General features: G+C 52.3%; 20 protein-coding genes. 14 read left to right on the top strand and 6 right to left on the bottom strand.

Annotation, left to right across the window (positions count from 1 at the left end; translation table 11 throughout):
* Positions 1 to 283: 283 nt before the first annotated feature.
* From V6M89_RS18465 to V6M89_RS18495, 7 genes are all read left to right on the top strand, one after another.
* On the top strand, positions 284 to 1,150 hold the full coding sequence (locus V6M89_RS18465; protein WP_332854533.1) for a phage integrase N-terminal domain-containing protein: 867 nt from the start codon (positions 284 to 286) through the stop codon (positions 1,148 to 1,150).
* Between the two features lie 222 nt (positions 1,151 to 1,372).
* On the top strand, positions 1,373 to 1,603 hold the full coding sequence (locus tag V6M89_RS18470; RefSeq protein WP_332854534.1) for a hypothetical protein: 231 nt from the start codon (positions 1,373 to 1,375) through the stop codon (positions 1,601 to 1,603).
* A 231-nt stretch (positions 1,604 to 1,834) separates the two neighbouring features.
* On the top strand, positions 1,835 to 3,175 hold the full coding sequence (locus V6M89_RS18475) for an AAA family ATPase (RefSeq protein ID WP_332854535.1): 1,341 nt from the start codon (positions 1,835 to 1,837) through the stop codon (positions 3,173 to 3,175).
* Positions 3,175 to 4,071: a DUF4435 domain-containing protein gene (locus V6M89_RS18480; protein WP_332854536.1), complete on the top strand. Its 897-nt coding sequence runs from the start codon at positions 3,175 to 3,177 to the stop codon at positions 4,069 to 4,071. Before V6M89_RS18475 ends, V6M89_RS18480 begins: the two co-directional genes overlap by 1 nt.
* A 130-nt stretch (positions 4,072 to 4,201) precedes the next feature.
* Positions 4,202 to 4,960: a DUF3800 domain-containing protein gene (locus tag V6M89_RS18485; protein ID WP_332854537.1), complete on the top strand. Its 759-nt coding sequence runs from the start codon at positions 4,202 to 4,204 to the stop codon at positions 4,958 to 4,960.
* Between the two features lie 306 nt (positions 4,961 to 5,266).
* Positions 5,267 to 6,304, top strand: a complete 1,038-nt coding sequence (locus V6M89_RS18490; protein WP_332854538.1) for a PIN domain-containing protein — start codon at positions 5,267 to 5,269, stop codon at positions 6,302 to 6,304.
* 35 nt (positions 6,305 to 6,339) lie between these two features.
* Positions 6,340 to 6,828, top strand: a complete 489-nt coding sequence (locus V6M89_RS18495) for an FAD-dependent oxidoreductase (protein ID WP_332854539.1) — start codon at positions 6,340 to 6,342, stop codon at positions 6,826 to 6,828.
* Here the strand turns inward: V6M89_RS18495 and udk are convergent.
* Together udk and V6M89_RS18505 are read right to left on the bottom strand one after the other, a co-directional pair.
* Entirely contained in the window at positions 6,803 to 7,534 is a 732-nt protein-coding gene (gene udk / locus V6M89_RS18500; RefSeq protein WP_332854540.1) for a uridine kinase, read from the bottom strand. The genes V6M89_RS18495 and udk overlap by 26 nt on opposite strands.
* A gap of 77 nt (positions 7,535 to 7,611) precedes the next feature.
* A complete protein-coding gene (locus V6M89_RS18505) occupies positions 7,612 to 8,445 on the bottom strand; it encodes a nucleotide-binding protein (RefSeq protein ID WP_332854541.1) in 834 nt (277 codons plus the stop codon).
* Between the two features lie 309 nt (positions 8,446 to 8,754).
* Here V6M89_RS18505 and V6M89_RS18510 point away from each other — a divergent pair, with 309 nt between their 5' ends.
* Together V6M89_RS18510 and V6M89_RS18515 are read left to right on the top strand one after the other, a co-directional pair.
* Positions 8,755 to 9,405: a DUF5343 domain-containing protein gene (locus tag V6M89_RS18510; RefSeq protein WP_332854542.1), complete on the top strand. Its 651-nt coding sequence runs from the start codon at positions 8,755 to 8,757 to the stop codon at positions 9,403 to 9,405.
* Positions 9,406 to 9,433: 28 nt separating this feature from the next.
* Positions 9,434 to 9,991, top strand: coding sequence for a Swt1 family HEPN domain-containing protein (locus V6M89_RS18515; RefSeq protein WP_332854543.1), 558 nt, complete (start codon positions 9,434 to 9,436; stop codon positions 9,989 to 9,991).
* A 170-nt stretch (positions 9,992 to 10,161) separates the two neighbouring features.
* Here the strand turns inward: V6M89_RS18515 and V6M89_RS18520 are convergent, their stop codons facing one another.
* Positions 10,162 to 10,581: a type II toxin-antitoxin system HicB family antitoxin gene (locus V6M89_RS18520; RefSeq protein WP_332854544.1), complete on the bottom strand. Its 420-nt coding sequence runs from the start codon at positions 10,579 to 10,581 to the stop codon at positions 10,162 to 10,164.
* Positions 10,582 to 10,679: 98 nt separating this feature from the next.
* Positions 10,680 to 11,021 (bottom strand): YciI family protein, encoded by a 342-nt coding sequence (locus V6M89_RS18525; protein ID WP_332854545.1) that lies wholly within the window; start codon positions 11,019 to 11,021, stop codon positions 10,680 to 10,682.
* Positions 11,022 to 11,148: 127 nt separating this feature from the next.
* Between V6M89_RS18525 and V6M89_RS18530 the strand changes: the two genes are divergently transcribed.
* On the top strand, positions 11,149 to 11,622 hold the full coding sequence (locus tag V6M89_RS18530; RefSeq protein ID WP_332854546.1) for a MarR family winged helix-turn-helix transcriptional regulator: 474 nt from the start codon (positions 11,149 to 11,151) through the stop codon (positions 11,620 to 11,622).
* Between the two features lie 11 nt (positions 11,623 to 11,633).
* Positions 11,634 to 12,494: a CPBP family intramembrane glutamic endopeptidase gene (locus V6M89_RS18535; RefSeq protein WP_332854547.1), complete on the top strand. Its 861-nt coding sequence runs from the start codon at positions 11,634 to 11,636 to the stop codon at positions 12,492 to 12,494.
* Positions 12,495 to 12,498: 4 nt separating this feature from the next.
* On the opposite strand, the gene V6M89_RS18540 is transcribed toward V6M89_RS18535, so the two are convergent.
* Entirely contained in the window at positions 12,499 to 13,281 is a 783-nt protein-coding gene (locus V6M89_RS18540; RefSeq protein WP_332854548.1) for a hypothetical protein, read from the bottom strand.
* 176 nt (positions 13,282 to 13,457) lie between these two features.
* On the opposite strand from V6M89_RS18540, the gene V6M89_RS18545 reads away from it, so the two are divergent.
* The 3 genes from V6M89_RS18545 (at position 13,458) to V6M89_RS18555 (ending at position 15,157) form a co-directional block, all read left to right on the top strand.
* On the top strand, positions 13,458 to 14,279 hold the full coding sequence (locus V6M89_RS18545; protein ID WP_332854549.1) for a GNAT family N-acetyltransferase: 822 nt from the start codon (positions 13,458 to 13,460) through the stop codon (positions 14,277 to 14,279).
* A gap of 76 nt (positions 14,280 to 14,355) precedes the next feature.
* A complete protein-coding gene (locus tag V6M89_RS18550; RefSeq protein WP_332854550.1) occupies positions 14,356 to 14,814 on the top strand; it encodes a nuclear transport factor 2 family protein in 459 nt (152 codons plus the stop codon).
* Between the two features lie 16 nt (positions 14,815 to 14,830).
* A complete protein-coding gene (locus V6M89_RS18555) occupies positions 14,831 to 15,157 on the top strand; it encodes an EthD family reductase (RefSeq protein WP_332854551.1) in 327 nt (108 codons plus the stop codon).
* Positions 15,158 to 15,264: 107 nt separating this feature from the next.
* Here V6M89_RS18555 and V6M89_RS18560 read toward each other — a convergent pair whose 3' ends face one another.
* A complete protein-coding gene (locus tag V6M89_RS18560; RefSeq protein ID WP_332854552.1) occupies positions 15,265 to 16,845 on the bottom strand; it encodes an isocitrate lyase in 1,581 nt (526 codons plus the stop codon).
* Positions 16,846 to 17,172: the final 327 nt, after the last annotated feature.

Raw genomic sequence — 17,172 nt, forward strand, 5'->3', positions numbered from 1 at the left:
TCGAAGACCTCACCCGTCTCCGGCGAGACCCAGTGAAGTTGAAATACGTTCTTGGCGATATCAACACCATAAATTACGGGATTCATAGCTCCTCCTATTTCGCGCGTTGGGATCAGAAAAGCCGTTTCTCTTTGGCGCCTAGGCCCACCTGTCTCACATTGCCAAAGCGGTCGGCCTCACCATTTTGCACTTGTCGCTTGCCGACGGGCGCATCCGGGAGGAGGGAGGCGTTCATCCCATTTACCTGACTCGATCACACCAAGTTTGATTTTTGGAGCATGCGATGCGCGATTTGAACTATCAACTCAAGCAGCTGTGCGACCGCAATCGCGATGGCAGCTATGCCACGCAGTCCGACCGCGCGCGGATGCTCTCGCACGTGGCCAACCAGTTGCACGATCTCGGATATCGCCATATGAACGCTGACAGTCTGCGTCCCAAGCATGTGGATGCGCTGGTGCAGCAGTGGAAGGCGGATGGCGTCAGCGCAGGCACGATGAAGAACCGCATGAGCGCCATGAGATGGTGGACGCAGAAGATCGGCAAGGACAATATCATCGCGCGCGACAATGGTAGCTACGATATCGACAAGCGCACCTTTGTCACCAACATCTCCAAGGCCAAGGTGCTTGACGATGCGCGTCTGGCGAAGATCGCGGACGCGTACACGGCGATGTCGCTGCAACTGCAATCAGCGTTTGGCTTGAGACGCGAGGAGAGCATCAAGATCGCGCCGGCGTGGGCCGATGGTGGCGATCGACTGAAGCTCAAGGACAGCTGGACCAAGGGCGGCAAGTATCGCGAGATCGTCATTCACACGCCTGAACAACGCACCGTGCTCAACGAGGCCAAGCGGCTCGCCGCTGGTTGCAGCCTTATCCCCAGACACCTGCAGTATAGCGATCAGCTGCAACGCTTCCGCGCGCAGTGCGACAAAGCGGGTATCCATGGGGTCCACGGACTGCGCCACCATTATGCGCAGTTACGCTACCTACAGCTCACCGGCTGGCGATGCCCTGCGCGCGGCGGCCCCCGATCCTCTCAGCTAAGTCCCCAGCAACGCGAGCGGGATCTCTCAGCGAGGTTGTTATTGTCTGACGAAATGGGGCATGGTCGAGAGCAAATCACTGCCGTCTATCTCGGCCGTTAGTGTGCGTAGGGGGGACTTTGACTCTATGCAACATTAGCTTGTGACAAAGGGTGAAGTTTTCACAGATGCAACATGCTATGCTTGGTGAGATGAACTTTACATTAACATGCGAGTATCGGCTGGCAGACTGAACTGAACTGAACTGAGCCAGTAGCAGATTTTTCATTTCTTTAAAAATTGTCGTTAAAATTTAACGGTATTACTTTTGAATTAGATAAGTATATGAGTAATAATAGAAAACTAATTTATGAATACGCTCGCGCGACTCAAGCAGTTTATGAAATCCGTGGAAATTTAATATACGAATATGCGCGAGCCACTCAAGCTAAGTACGAAATTCGTGGTAATTTGATCTACGAATATGCTCGTGCCACGCAAGCAGTTTATGAAATTCGCGACGGCCGTATTTATGAATATGGGCGGGCAACGCAAGCTAAGTACGAGATTCGCTGAATAGATTATGATAATCCCTGTCAATGAAAAATAATCCTTTCAGCCTACGGTTTTTAAATATCGATTCGGAGGCGATAGCCCATGCCAAGCTGCATCGTTTGAGTTTGCGCCACGTGTCGATACAGTTGACAGAATTCATGTTCTGCTAATAGGTAACTACTAAAATACAAATAAAATAAAGCGTAATTTTCCTGCCCCCTCCCTCCGTTGGTGTAACTAAAAAAATTCAATATGAAAATAAATAAAATTTCCGTTCGTGGCCTATTTGGCGTATTTAATCATATTATTCCATTAAACCTTGAAAGTGGAATTACTATAATTCTTGGTGAAAATGGCCTTGGGAAAACAGTGATTCTCGAGTCAGTTCGCGCTTTCTTCTCTAAGAATTTTATTTTTTTTGCAAATGTCGAATTTGAAAAATTCACATTTTTCTTTGATAATGGCGATGCTTGGGAACTAGAGCGAATTGTCGATGCAGAGAAAAATATGACATTGACAGTTACAAAATGGAATACCATTAAGGATGAGCGAAGTAAGCCATTTAAGATTTTCGAGAATGAATTTGATGGGCGGAAAATTCGAATGGAAGAAATGGCGCGCCGTCGCTTTCTTCATGAGCGTGAAATTTTCCAACTTCAGTCGAATGCCGATATTCTTTCTCATCGGGACTATGAACTTTGGCAGCGACAAATGTATGATATTGAAATGTCAAGATATGGCGCACCGCGACATCAACAGCATAAGAAGCCGCCTCAATGGTTAGACGAAGGATTTGAAAAAGTTTCAATTAAAATTATCGAAACTCAGCGAATAATCACAGTGAAGGAACGCGGTGGTGACGCATACATCAATACGGTGAAAAAATTCTCCGAAGATTTAGTACAACGTATCTCTACTGTTGAAAAGGAATCTAACGGAATTTCGACTGAATTAGATGCAAGTTATCCTAATCGCCTTATGCAGAAACTAAGGCAGGGCGAGACTGATAGTCTTGATGAGCTTAACAGTGCCCTAAGTCAGTTGGATGAGCGCCGACGTTTACTTTCATCTGTAGGGCTAATCGAAGATCTGCCAAACTCCGACCTGCTAAAGATGGATGGTGAGGATCTCATTCTAATGAATCCACTCAAATTATATATCGATGATAGCCATAAGAAACTGGCGCCATACGATGATATATCTAAGAAAATTGAATTGTATCGCGGAATAATTAATCTCCGCTTCAAACACAAAAATATAGAAATTAATAGGAAAAATGGTTTTCTATTTAGATCGCGAGTAAAAAAGGATGCCAAAGGGAATTACGAGCGCATTCCTTCTTCCTCGTTATCCTCTGGGGAGCAAAATGAGTTGATTATGTTCTATGAGCTCATCTTCAATACCAAGGTGGGCGATATGATTTTTATTGATGAGCCCGAACTCTCCCTTCACATAACATGGCAAAATAAATTTATTAACGATTTAAAAGAAGTGACGTCGATGAATAGCGTGGCCGTCGTAATCGCCACACACTCACCGGATATAATCGATAAAAACTGGGATCTTAGAGTTGAACTGGAGGGTTTGGAGTGATGTTGGAATTCCTGACGCCGGACCGAATGGCTAATGCAATTTGTCTCGATAAAAATTTTAAAGGATTCGTAGTTTTAGTCGAAGGAAAGAAAGATTTAAAACTGTATGATAGATTTATTGATAAATCGTCTGCGAAAATTGTGCCGACATTTGGAAAATATAATCTGAAGGAAGTTTATACGCTATTAACAAAGCGCGATTTTCCTCGAAAAATAGGGTTGCGCGACGCGGATTTTTTGCGCATTGGTGGTAACCCTAAATATGATCCGGCCTATGCCGAGGAGATTTTCGCAACAGATTTCCATGATTCAGAAATAATGATGATAAAGAGTCACGCTTGCCGAAATCTTCTACGCGTGATAATCGATGACGCGAAGTTGAGCGATTTCGAACAAAGAAATGGGTTGTTACTACGCGATTTTGCTTTTAATCTCTGTTATAGCATTGGATGTCTTCGTTTGGCGAATAAAAGATTTGATCTAGGATTAAGCTTTAAGCCTGATAAACCGGAAGGTAATCGAATTAAGTTCAAGAGTTTTATTTGTAATAAAACAGGGGGGTATCTTGGAGATGATAGGCTTGTAAATACGGTTTTCGAATATTCAAAAAACAGAGGTAATATCGTCGCGCCAAAGGACCTTATTTCTGAAAAATTAGCTGTCGTTATGGCCGAGTCTCACCCCGCAGATGAGATGGTTTGCGGACACGATATGAGTGAGGTCCTAACCATCCTAGTAAGGGATGTATTGAAAAGTGCGAGTAAGCTTCTTTCTAACTCGGACTGTATAGAGGATATGTTAATTTTAGGGTTTGATGCTAAAGAATTTTCAAAAACCCAGCTTTTCTCAAAACTAGCAACCTGGGAAAACAGTAGCGGAAATAAGATATTACTTTAAAAAGTCGATGTCAGCTCTGTCTGGCGGTCTTTTACTTTCATAGCTGGTGCCAAGCGTGCTGCGTCAGATTTGTAGTCCTTGCCTTGGCAGCAGCCGTCTAGGCCCCGTCGTAAAAAGTCGGATAACTGCAATGAAGGTTCCAGTGTCAATGATCTTCGTAGACGAAAGCATTCAACAAGAACTTGGCTATATTTGTGTGGGCTTTGCTTACTGCTCTGAGCTGCCCGACGTATTCATTAATCAGGCAATTGCACAAGCTGGTCTAGTACCAGGCGTGGATGAGTATAAGAGTGGATATCGCATGGCAGGTTCTACTACACGGAAGGCCCTGAGAGACTCAATTTCTGACTTGGTTTTCGAGAAGTGTAAGTTAGGCATTTATATTGCAGCCATCGAGGAGCGTCCGGTGTTAGGTAACGCTATTGTCGATACCGTGACGAGGATTATTGATGCGAATAATTTGGTAACGCCACAGGAAGTATTTGTGGATGGAGGCATCGCGGTAAGCAGCCAACTTCCAGGGCATATGCGGTTAACATCGAACTGCGATTCTCGCAAGGTTCCAGGAATTCAGCTGGCTGATTTCGTTGCTTATCATTGCTCTTACCTACTCAAATGTGCTTTAACAGGCACGTCGAAGAAAATCCTTATGTCGGAACATGAGTCACATCCGGTGGCTGGTCAAGAAGTGGAACTAGATTGGATATTGCGCACAAACTTTCGACGTCACTTTTTTGTCGAAGTTAGAAACATCGAAGAAATCAAAGGGGATGACTGGTTCTTTAAGCTCGCCGGATACGGTGCATTCTTTTCTCCCCAATTGAGCGAAACGGTAAGACAAGCGGCAGAAACGACATTTGACTCTATGTATTTGGGATGCGTCTGGTAAAGCGTCCATATATGTCACTAAACGGCCACAATCAGCCTATGGGGTTCCTGGAATACGATCTCTTAGAGTTGAAATTAACGACTTGCTTCTTAGTGTAGGTGGGTGTGGGGAACGAGTAGTAGCCGATGTTGTTGTTCCTTGGGTTGAGCTAGATTTCAATTTTTGAGGACTCGGTTCGGTATCATGACTGGACCACGGCTCTAAGCGGTCAGGAGCAAGTATAGTAGCGATTCCTCGGTAGAACACTGGCGTCTATGTTTGACAACGCATCAATTGAGTCACCCGTGCTTTGAGGAGTGGACGAAAATGAGTTTAAATCTAGTTATCGATACTTCGGTATGGCTCGACCTTGCAAAGGATCACCGTCAGCTTCCGCTTTTAGATGCGCTTTCCACGATGACACGGGACGGTCAAGTGGTTCTAGTAGTGCCTCAAATTGTCATAGACGAATTCGGGCGAAATCGTGACCGAGTAATGGCTGCAAGCCGGGCTAGTCTGTCTAGTCACTTTAAGCGAGTCAAAGAGGCAATTGTTCAGTTCGCGCCGGAAGAGGGACGCGATGCTACCCTAGCGCAATTAAATGAAGTGGATCACCGGATTGTTTCGGGTGGCGAGGCGGTGAACGAAGCGGTGGATATAATCGAACGCCTGTTCGCTGAGACGGCCGCAGTTCCGATCAGCGACCCTATTAAGATCCGCGCAGCAGATCGGGCTATTTCCAAGATTGCGCCTTTCCATCGGCAGATAAATGGGATGGGGGATGCCATCATCATCGAAACCTACATTGATGCGCTGGCTAGACGCAACGCTGAGGATGTGTTCGCTTTCGTGACCCACAATACTCAAGACTTTAGCCAAAAGGCAGCCGACACGCGGCTGCCTCACGACGATTTAGCATCGCTTTTTGATGGTGTGAGATCGAGATACGAAACGAATCTGAGCGTGCTGCTCAGCGAGTTTGCGAGTGAACTCATAGAGGAGACTAGATTCGAGCGCGAGTACAGTCAGGACTCCCGGCAACTCTCTGAGCTGCTAGAGGCGGAGAACGAGTTGACAACACAAATTTGGTATAACAGAAAATGGCACATTGTCGATCGCGTCGAGAGCGGTGAGGATAAGCTTGTATCTAAAGAAGTCTGGGATCAAGCTAGACCCGAAGAGCGGCGGAATATGATGGTCGATACCATCTGGGAAGGGATGACCGCTGCAATGAAAAGCGCTGAAGAGGAATTCGGCGCTGAGGGACTGGGACCTTGGACGGACTTTGAGTGGGGGATGATCAATGGGAAGCTGTCTGCTATACGCTGGGTGCTTGGGGACGAGTGGGATATGCTCGATACTTGAGAAAATTGGGTAGGAACTGCCGTTATACGGACGACGTGACGCTCTTGACGTGGGATGGCGCGACCGACCTCGACGCAGAGCAGCGGGCCGATCTATCGCAGTCGGATATCACGGTGGTCGACAGGGCGGTGACCTCCGCGCGCATGTTCGACGGCAAACTGATGCTTGCCACCGATGGCGGGGAGTTGGCCTTTGATGCGATCTATCCGGCCTTGGGCGCGAAAGTTTCCTCCGGGATCGCGCAGGGGCTTGGAGACCGGGGCGATGGGAATGACTATCTCTACGTCGATGAACACCAGCGGGCCGAGGTGCCGGCCTTTTACGCTATTGGCGACGTCGTGGCCGGCTTGAATCAGATCAGCCGCACGACCGGACAGGCCGCGACGGCTGCTACCGCGCTACGAAATGATTTGTTCGCCGGATCGTCATTGGTACGGCCAACTGCGTTGCAAAGGCCGTATGACGAGGTATGTCTGCCCAGGACGGGCGCCGATAAAATCAGGGCCGCTTCAACTGGTCGATAACGCTCGCTACCTTGGTGGTAATCATATCGACTGCCGGGCCATTCGCGCCGTGCGGGATGATGATGTCGGCGTTGCGCTTAGTCGGCTCGATGAATTGCTTGTGCATCGGGCGCACCGTTTCCAGATACTGGCTGACGACGCTTTCGACCGAGCGGCCGCGTTCGGTGATATCCCTTTGCATACGGCGGATGAAGCGGATATCGGAGGCGGTGTCGACATAGATCTTCAGCGACATCATGTCGCACAAGTCCGCATCATACAAGGCAAACAGGCCTTCGATCACGATCACCGGGGCTGGTTTAACCGGAATGGTTCGGTCGGAGCGATTGTGAAGCGTGAAATCGTACTCTGGCATCTCGATCGATTCGCCATTGCGCAAGGCTTGGATATGTTGCACAAGCAATGACCATTCGAAAGCCTGCGGATGGTCGTAATTCTGCTGGGGGCGGACTTCAGGGGAGAGATGGGTTTGGTCGCAGTAGTAATCGTCCTGCATCACGACCGAGACCATGTCCGCGCCAAACGCAGCCAGCACTTTCTGGGACACAGTGGACTTGCCACTGCCGCTACCGCCTGCGACGCCAATAATAAACGGTTGGAAAGAAATCGTATTCATGCCGAATGATACCGGAACCGTGACCGAACTAACAGGGACCGGCCGATCCCCAATGAAGCTTTCCTGTGACGCAGACTGATGATTGCCCATGAGTTGCTGCTAGTTGCCTCACCCAGTCATAGCAGCCACCTTCATTCTTCCCCGAGGCTGGGTTGAACTCTGCAAGCCTAGAGCACATTTTTGATTGCGTAACCGCATGCTGTTAACTCTTTCATGACATCGTTCTTCCATCCGCCGAATCCATCCAGCTGGACGTAGACCACGCCGCTGATATCGTTGGGGGTCTCGATGTCGCCCTTCACAAGCGCACAGACATTTTCCCTACCTAGCTTAGCCATCAAATATCCATGCTCAAAGACTACGTTTTGCCTCGCTCGACTGCGTGCCGCAACTTTCGTTTCGTGAACACCGCGCCCATGATCACAGGGGGTGTAAAGGATGAGTGCGAAGTCCGCATCGTTGGCATATCGTTCAATTTTTTCGATAATTGTCATACCTGAGCTGGCCTGCTCATGCAGGATGATTGGCTCCAGACCGAGGGCAGAAAGAAAGCGGGCTACTTCTTGCTTCGCCTCGTTATCGCGACCATGAACGATGAATACCTTCCGCTTATTTCTGACCACTGGTTCGCTGATGTCGCCACCGCCATAGAATTTTGGCGGGGTGACGAAAGAAACCGTTGGCTTGGGTGAGTGGGGAGGTGCAAGCTTTTGACCGAATTCTAGGTAATCTAATAAAGGTGTGAACTGTTCCGAAATGAAGGTACGGCGTTCCTTGTAGCTCTTGAACTTGGGCTGGATGAAGTGCCAGAAAGAGGTCAGGTCGCGATTCGTTCTGACGAACGCGGGCATTAGCGATTCGACATCGGAAATTGACAGCAACTCGTGTCGAAGGGCACTGTACTCGGCAGTATCTGCGTTGCCGCCGCTTGCATGGGAAGACAGCAATGTCGCTAGGTAGTTGGCTTTTTCAAATGGCGTGCGAAGGAATTCTAGGCTCATGTCAATTACGCGTTTGGCGCTGGTGTATTGTTCGGATTGTTACAGTGTACTGCCGAGGGGCGCTGTTGTGGAGGTCATAACACCGGCAGATCTTGAACTCAGAGCGGCGCGTGCCGCAAAAAATCCCAGGGGACTAATTGCTTTTGTTATTGTCACATTGCAGGTCCTAAGCTTTGTGCGTTACCGACCTTTGTACGTTGTAAGAACCGGCCATTGCACGATATTTAGTATCTTTTCCGCAAGATTCGGTATACGCTTAACATGATTAGTTGGTAACGTCAGCATTCACTCTATCAAGGAGACAGTTCCGTGGCCGCAAATCTTCCCTATCTATCGACGCCAGGAAGCATTAAGAGTGCTCTGGAACGAATTCGGCATGCTGCAACGCCTCCTAGGGTGACTGGGGATTTTGTTGAGACTATCCTCCAGATTAAAGGCGGCGCGGGTAGATCGATCCCTCCGTTTCTTAAGCGAATAGGATTTGCTGCTTCTGACGCTTCTCCTACAGACTTGTATCGAGAATTTCGAAATCCGTCGTCAGCAGCAAGGGCGATGGCGACAGCGATTAAACATGGATATCAAGACCTTGCTCAGAGCAATGAGTATTTTTACCGCCTTGGCGATAAGGAGTTACTCGCGCTTATCGTCCAAGTGACGGGGGTAGAAACCGATAGTCGAGCGGCTGCGTTGACGTTAGCAACAATGAAGCATCTAAAAAGTTTTGCAGATTTCGATGCACAAGAAGAACCTAAAGATCTGGCTGATCGAACGACTCCAATCGATGAAAGCGTGATAGCGGGAGTATCCTTGCCGTCGCAGCCCAAGCAATCCTCTGTAGGCGGCGTCGGTTTGAATCTTTCCTACACGATCAACCTCAACTTACCGGCGACAGCCGATCAAGCGGTTTTTAATGCGATTTTCCGTAGTCTGCGAGATCATCTCTTAGCATCAAATGGATGAGGCATTTTATAGAATTAAGGCTTTCGGTATGACCAATCAAATGGTCGCCGAAGACATGGCGCATATTGGCCGTCAGTTCGGATTTGATCTCGGACATCTGCCAACTCAGCTTCCGCAGTCAGTGGAGGACGTTTACTACCCTCAGTTTGATGCAGCAATTCGGCAAGAGGCTGCGGAAATGGCGAGGCATTATGAAGTCTTCTATTCATTGGAAAAATCTATACGCGCGTTAGTCTCCAAGACCATAGAAGCTGCAGACAAGACTGAGGATTGGTGGAAACCGAATCGCATTTCGCAGCACATCATGGCAGAAGTCGCGAGCCGAATCCAAAAAGAGCTGGACGCTGGAATCAGCAGACGTTCGATGGATGAGTTGGACTACACGACTTTCGGCGAATTATCGGACATCATTCAATCGAATGCGGATGTTTTCGGCGGACTCTTTAATAGCAAGAAAGGTATGCAAAAGGTAATGGCAAATCTCAACGCCTTGCGTAATTCGATAGCGCACTGTAGTGCGTTGGCTGAAGATGAACAGATCCGATTGCAGCTCGCGGTGCGCGACTGGTTCCGTTTAATGGAATAGCTTTGTTCAATTTGTCTTTGGGCGCTGAGATGTACCAATGCAGAGCATTTGTTACCTCTGCGCGATGAGGACAAAGTTAAGGGCATGATGCAGACAGTAGAGATAAAAGATCAGGCCCCGTAAGGCTCGCTTTCAATGATAGGAATCCCCCTCTCGTCAGCTTCAGCTGTTTATACAGCCGTGAATTCCAATCGCTTGCCCAAGCATCCAAGAGCTTGTTCAACCTTATCGATTTTTGTGGAGTGATGTAGATCAATCAAGCGGTTCACCACTTGAGGAAGAGTGCCCAAGCGCCGTGCTAGCTCCGAGGGGGCGACTTTTTGCGCGATCATTTCATTCAGCAGCAAGACTTTCACTGCAACGCTTGCCGGCAACGCGACCATGCGTTCATCTGGTAGAGCTGCTGATGGTGAGGGAACGATTCTGCTGTCCTCAAAATAAAAATCCAAGGAGGAAATTAGCACGTCCTCGGCCATCGCCATCGCTTCGGCGTCATCATCTCCTTGAGTGATTGCCTCTGGTACATCTCGGAAGGTGATGACATATCCGCCTGCTTCAAGATCGGGTTCAAACTTGGCTGGATATTGCATACATGCTCCTTTTTATAGTCGCTCTGTTTCACGACGCCTTCGTATGCGGCGACATTGCGACATTTAGCAAAATTGCTTAATGTCGCTAGCGCGAGCCGTCAGTAAAACTGCCTAACCTCGACCGGCGCCCGGCAGGCGATGACGGCCTTTTGGCCCCAGGCTAGCGCCTCTTCCAGGTCCTTGGTTTCCAGCATCCAGAATCCGCCTATATGCTCCTTGGTCTCCAGATAGGGCCCGTCGGTGATGAGCACCTTGCCGTCGGGCTGGGCGCGTAGCGATTTCGCGCTGCGTGCCGAGTGGAGGCCGCCGGCGAAACGCCTGACACCGGCAGTCTCCATCTCCACATTCAGCGCATGGATACCGTCCATCAGCGCCTGGTTTTCGGCGGTGTCCGGGTCGAAGTCATCGGGGTGGTGTATAGCAACCAGAAATTGCGGCATGATTTTCTCCTTTATCTAGAACGGTCTTCATTGTCACGACGAACGACAGGGGAGGAATTCGACAAATCGTACAAGAATTTTTAAATATTTATATAAGTGCTTATGTATTTGGTGCTACTATCGCCACATGAAACAAGGACTCGGAACCCAACTACGACACCTGATCGAACTGCTCGACGGCGCGGTGCAGCAAGCCTACACCGACGCGGGCCTCGATTACCGTCCACGCTACACGCCGGTGATGAAGGTACTGGCGCAGCAGCAAAGCGCGACCGTCGGCGAACTGGCCGAGCTGGCCGGCATCACGCAGCCTGCGGCCACGCAAACGGTGGCGCTGATGAAGAAGGAAGGCCTGCTGCTGGTGGTTGCCAGCGACGACGACGGCCGGCAGCGCGTGGTGCGTCTCAGCGAGCAGGGCGAGGCTTTGTTGCCGCACCTGCAGGCGTGCTGGCAGGCCACCAAGCGCGCGGCCGACAGCCTGGATGCTGAGCTGGAGTTTCCATTGTCCCAGTGTCTGGCTCAAGCCATCGCTGTGCTGGGGCAACGCTCCTTCGGCGACCGCATTCGCACAGCAAGCAAGAAAGTACGTCCAACTCCCTGAAGAAAGCGATTATGGAAACCACTCTGAACATGGCTTCGAACAAACCGACCCTGGCATCGCGCCTGATGGCCAATCCCATGGTCCGCATCGTGCTCGGCCTGGTGCTGACCTTTGCCGCAGTGCCGCTGACGATGATCGTCGCCTCGCAGTTGGTCGCCAAGCCGTACCGCATCATGTGGCCGCAACTGTTGGCTGCCGTGTTCGTGTGGTTCGGCTATCGTTTTTATGTACGCCGTATTGAAAAACGCCAGCCGACTGAACTGGCGACGCAGGGCATGGCGCGTGAAGTGGGCATTGGCTTGTTGATCGGCGCCGGGCTGGTGATGTCCAGCTTTGCCGTGCTGGGAGCACTCGGCGCCTATCGGTTCGAGGGCGTCAACGCGCTGAGCTTCGCGATGCTGTTGCCGCTGGCCGAACTGGTGCTGGTTGGTATGGCCGAGGAGATGATGTTCCGTGGCGTGATCTTCGGCGTGATCGAGCGCTCGTTGGGCAGCAAGCCTGCAATCGTGATTTCGGCACTGCTGTTCAGCCTGGGACATCTGCCGAACGACGGCATCTCGGTGCTGGCGATCGCCTCGTTGGTCGCGTATGGTGTGTTGCAGGCCGCGCTCTACATGAAGACGCGCCGCTTGTGGGTCTGCATCGGTACTCATATCGCATGGAATTACTGCGTCAGTACCGTGTTCTCGTCGACCGTGTCGGGCCACGCCGCCACTGATGGCTTGTTGCGCGGCGAGCTGGCGGGCGATGCCTTGTTGACCGGCGGTGTATTCGGCGTGGAGGCTTCGCTGATTGTCTTCTTGTTGATTGCGGCCGCCGCCGCGTTCTGGCTGCGCCTGGCCTTAGCCGGCAAGCAGGACCTGGCCGGCTAAGCGGTCAACGCCCCAGTAGCCACTTGGCCACCGGCAGCCAAGCCGGCGTCAGGTACAGGCTGACGTGCAGGACTTGCCAGCCGAAACCCCAGGCCAGACCGGCCACATAAGCGGGGTGCAGGCGTCCACGGGTCCGCAGATCATAGACCCCGATGCCGAGTGCGAGCATGTCGTTGGTCAGATGCAGTATCAGGAACGTCGCCCAGAAACTTTGACCCCAGTAGCCGAACGGGTAGGCCGAGCCGATCGAATTACCCAGCCAGCGCGAAAAGCCTGCCGTGCTCAATTGCAGGATCGCGAGCAGCATCAGGCGTTTATGCGCCGCCGCTTGTTTGCGCAGAATGATGGCCGCGATGCTGAGGCCGACGAAGCCGATCACATCGCCCAACTGGACGCTGAAGAACGCCGGGTCGCTTCGTGACGTGCCAAAATTCAGATTTTGTACCGCGTAGGCGGTCCATGGTCCAACGATGGCCAGCACGCCGACGCCGAACGTCATTGCAATACCGAGGCGGCGGTGTGACGCCGGTTTCCCTGTTCGTATGAGCAGGATCTGCGCGGTGAACGCTATCAACCAGGTGACGAATACGGCCGAATGCACATGCAGGATCACCGGATATGGCGGCTCGTTGTTTTTGACATGCCGCGCAATCTCGCCGCCGAAGCCGAGCACCATGCCGATCCAGATCAGTGCGATATAGGCGAGAAATAACGCACCGTCGGACGGGTGAGTGGAGGCGAATTCGCGGCGCGACTGAAGCGGTTCTGTCACTGCATCGGTCAACATGGTCTGCCGTTGGATTGGAATGATCTGGAGGCCGATTGTATTTGCATGCCCGCACCCCAGCAATTGCGAAAATCGCCAACTGGCGAAATGTTATTGTCATAGTGGGATGTGGACTATCTTGTTCACACTGGCAAAGGGAGCTGATCATGGTTGCATCTTCGTTGGAAATACGCCAAATGAGCGAGGCCGAACTCGAAGTCGCCCTGGACTGGGCGGCCGACGAAGGCTGGAATCCCGGCTTGCATGACGCTGCCTGTTTTTATGCCGCCGACCCTGGTGGATTCCTGGTCGGGGTTCTGGACGGCGAGATGGTTGCGAGTATTTTTGCGGTGAAGTATGGCACTGGCTTTGGCTTTATCGGCGGCTACATCGTTAAGCCTGCGTGGCGTGGGCGAGGGCATGGATGGGCGCTGTGGCAGGCTGCGATGGCGCGGCTGGCCGGCCGCAACGTCGGGCTCGATGGCGTGGTGGCGCAGCAGGCCAACTATGCGAAATCTGGCTTCCATCTCGCGCATCGCAATTTCCGTTACGAAGGGCGGGGGAGTGGGCGGCCCATGGATGCGTGTCCAACGATACCGCTGTCCGCGCTGGGCGATGAGGAAATCCGCCGCTACGATCGCAGCTTCTTCCCTGAGGCGCGCGACCGCTTCCTGCACGAGTGGGTAGGGCAGCGGCAGCATATCGCGCTTGGCATCGTGGGCGCGCAGGGGCTGGCCGGGTATGCGGTGGCGCGGCCGTGCCGCACGGGTTACAAAGTCGGCCCATTGTTTGCCGATACACCGGCCGTGGCGGAGCAGTTGTTTGCCAGCGTGCTGGGCAAGCTGGCGCCGGAGGTGCCGGTGTTTCTCGATGTGCCTGATTTGAACCCGGCGGCCGTTGCGCTGGCCGAGCGTCATCAGATGCAGCGCTGCTTTGAGACGGCGCGCATGTACACGCGGGAGCAGCCCGAACTCAGCATGGATAAACAGTACGGCATCACCACCTTCGAACTGGGTTGAGCAGGCGCGGGTTCACATTGCATGGAGCAGGGTTTTGTGTTTTCATGCTTGTGTTATCTATTGCGCAAGGTTGTCCATGAAACGCTCTTTGATGGTTCTTTTGTTCGCGGTAACGCCACTGGTGGCACAGACAGCCGATGCCACCGATAACCAGTTGATCGAACGCGCAGTGCGCGACTATATCGAGTCGCAACACAAGGTTGATCCCGCACGGATGGAACGCGGTATCGACCCCAAGCTTGCCAAGCGCACTTATTGGCAGGCGGCCGATGGCTCGGAGTTCATCATGAATACCGACTTTGACGCCATGGTCAAGGTAGCGAGAACCTACAACAAAGACGGCACGAAATTCCCGGCCCAGCCCCGCGTCGACATCAAGATCCTCGATGTCGACCAGCGTGTGGCAACCGTCAAGCTGACCGCCGACGAGTGGATCGACTATATGCACCTGTACAAGAACCAGCGTAGCGAGTGGAAGATCGTCAATGTGCTTTGGCAGTACCATGACACCGCACGCCAAGTCAGCAAAAAATAACACAGGAGAAAACCCGATGATCAAAGTCAGTGTCATGTACCCGTACGCCGCAGGCGCACGATTCGATCATGCTTACTACCGCGAGAAGCATATGCCAATGGTGAAACAGCGGCTCGGCGCTGCATGTCTGTACTACACCGTGGACAAGGGCATCACAGGCGGTGTTCCGGGCACTGCCCCTGTTTACGTGGCCAAGTGCGACTTCGTTTGCACGTCTGTCGAAGCTTTTCTGGCAGCCCGCGGCCCGCACGCGCAGGAAATCAGGGATGACATAGCCAATTACACGGATATACAACCCGTGCTGCAAATCAGCGAGGTGGTAGTGGAACGTTCGGAAGTCTGACCAGGGTCCGGTTATCGCCAGGTACCCCATTCGCTTCATAGGGCGACTGCTGCGTGAGAACAAGAAAGCTCGCCGAAGCGAGCTTTCTTGTGACGCTGGAACCTTGATTAGAACTGGTTCATGGTGTTGTCTTTACCAGCGGCCTTCAGGGCTGCTTCGCCGCTGAAGTAATCTTTGTGGTCGTCGCCGATGTCCGAGCCGGACATGTTCTGGTGCTTGACGCAAGCGATGCCTTGACGGATCTCTTTGCGCTGTACGCCAGCCACGTAGCCCAGCATGCCCTGGTCGCCGAAGTATTCCTTGGCCAGGTTGTCGGTCGACAGCGCGGCGGTGTGGTAGGTCGGCAGCGTGATCAGGTGATGGAAGATGCCGGCTTCGCGGGCTGCATCAGCCTGGAAGGTGCGGATCTTTTCATCGGCGGCGATCGCCAGTTCGGTCGTGTCGTATTCCACGCTCATCAGCTGGGTGCGTTCGTATGCCGATACATCCTTGCCTTCGGCCTTCATCGCGTCGTACACCTGCTGGCGGAAGTTCAGCGTCCAGTTGAACGATGGGCTGTTGTTGTACACCAGCTTGGCGTTAGGGATGACCTTGCGGATTTCGCTGACCATGCCGCCGATCTGGGCGATATGCGGTTTTTCGGTTTCGATCCACAGCAGGTCGGCGCCGTTTTGCAGCGAGGTGATGCTGTCGAGTACGCAGCGCGCTTCGCCGGTGTCGGCGCGGAACTGGAACAGGTTGCTTGGCAGACGCTTAGGACGCAGCAGCTTGCCTTCGCGCTTGATGATGACGTCGCCGTTGCCCAGCGCGTCGGCCGACACTTCTTCGCAATCGAGGAAGGAGTTGTATTGGTCGCCCAGGTCGCCTGGCGTGTTGGTCACGGCGATCTGCTTGGTCAGGCCTGCGCCCAGCGAGTCGGTACGGGCGACGATGATGCCGTCGTCCACGCCCAGTTCCAGGAAGGCGTAGCGGATCGCGCGGATCTTGGCCAGGAAATCTTCGTGCGGCACGGTGACTTTGCCGTCCTGGTGACCGCATTGCTTCTCGTCCGACACCTGGTTCTCAACCTGGATGCAGCAAGCACCGGCTTCGATGAATTGCTTGGCCAGCAGGTAGGTCGCTTCGGCGTTGCCGAAACCAGCGTCGATGTCGGCGATGATAGGCACGACGTGGGTGACGTGGCCGTCGATCTGGGCCTGGATGGCTGCCTTGGCCGGGCCTTCAGCGGCGTCCAGCTGGCGGAACAGGCCGCCCAGTTCGCGGGCATCGGCCTGGCGCAGGAAGGTGTACAGTTCTTTGATCAGCGCCGAGACGGCGGTTTTCTCGTGCATCGACTGGTCAGGCAGCGGGCCGAACTCGGAGCGCAGCGCGGCAACCATCCAGCCCGACAGGTAGAGGTAGCGGCGGTCGGTGCTGTTGAAGTGCTTCTTAATCGAGATCATCTTCTGTTGACCGATGAAACCGTGCCAGCAACCCAGCGACTGGGTGTACTTGGATGGGTCCGCATCGTAGGCGGCCATGTCGGCGCGCATGATCTTGGCGGTGTACTTGGCGATGTCCAGCCCGGTCTTGAATTTGTTCTGCGCGCGCATGCGGGCGGCCGACTCGGGATTGATGGCGTTCCAGGCGCTGCCTTGTTGCTCTTTCAAACCAGCAACTGCCTTGATGTCGTCTTGATATTGGGACATGTGTATCTCCTAAAAATAAAGCAAGTTTGAGAAAATCGTCGAGTGAGCCGCTGCGTCTTTGTTGAAGCAAACTGCATGACTAAATAGTAGGCCATTCTGGTGCACTGCATCAAGGTCTTATATAAGACATATAACTAAATTTAATCTGTTATTTTTCAATGACTTAAGTATTGATTTTCGGGATGTGAAACGAATTTTCAAAAGGTGAGCTAAAAGCCTCGTCAGGTTTTCGATGGCTATTTCGCGATGTGAAACGATTTTTCAGCTTTTGAGCTGGCTGGGGTACCGGCGATGTGAGCAACATTGCGCGCCGGTTAATGAATCTTT

The sequence above is a fragment of the Duganella sp. S19_KUP01_CR8 genome, assembly GCF_036688705.1.
Lineage (GTDB): Bacteria > Pseudomonadota > Gammaproteobacteria > Burkholderiales > Burkholderiaceae_D > Rugamonas.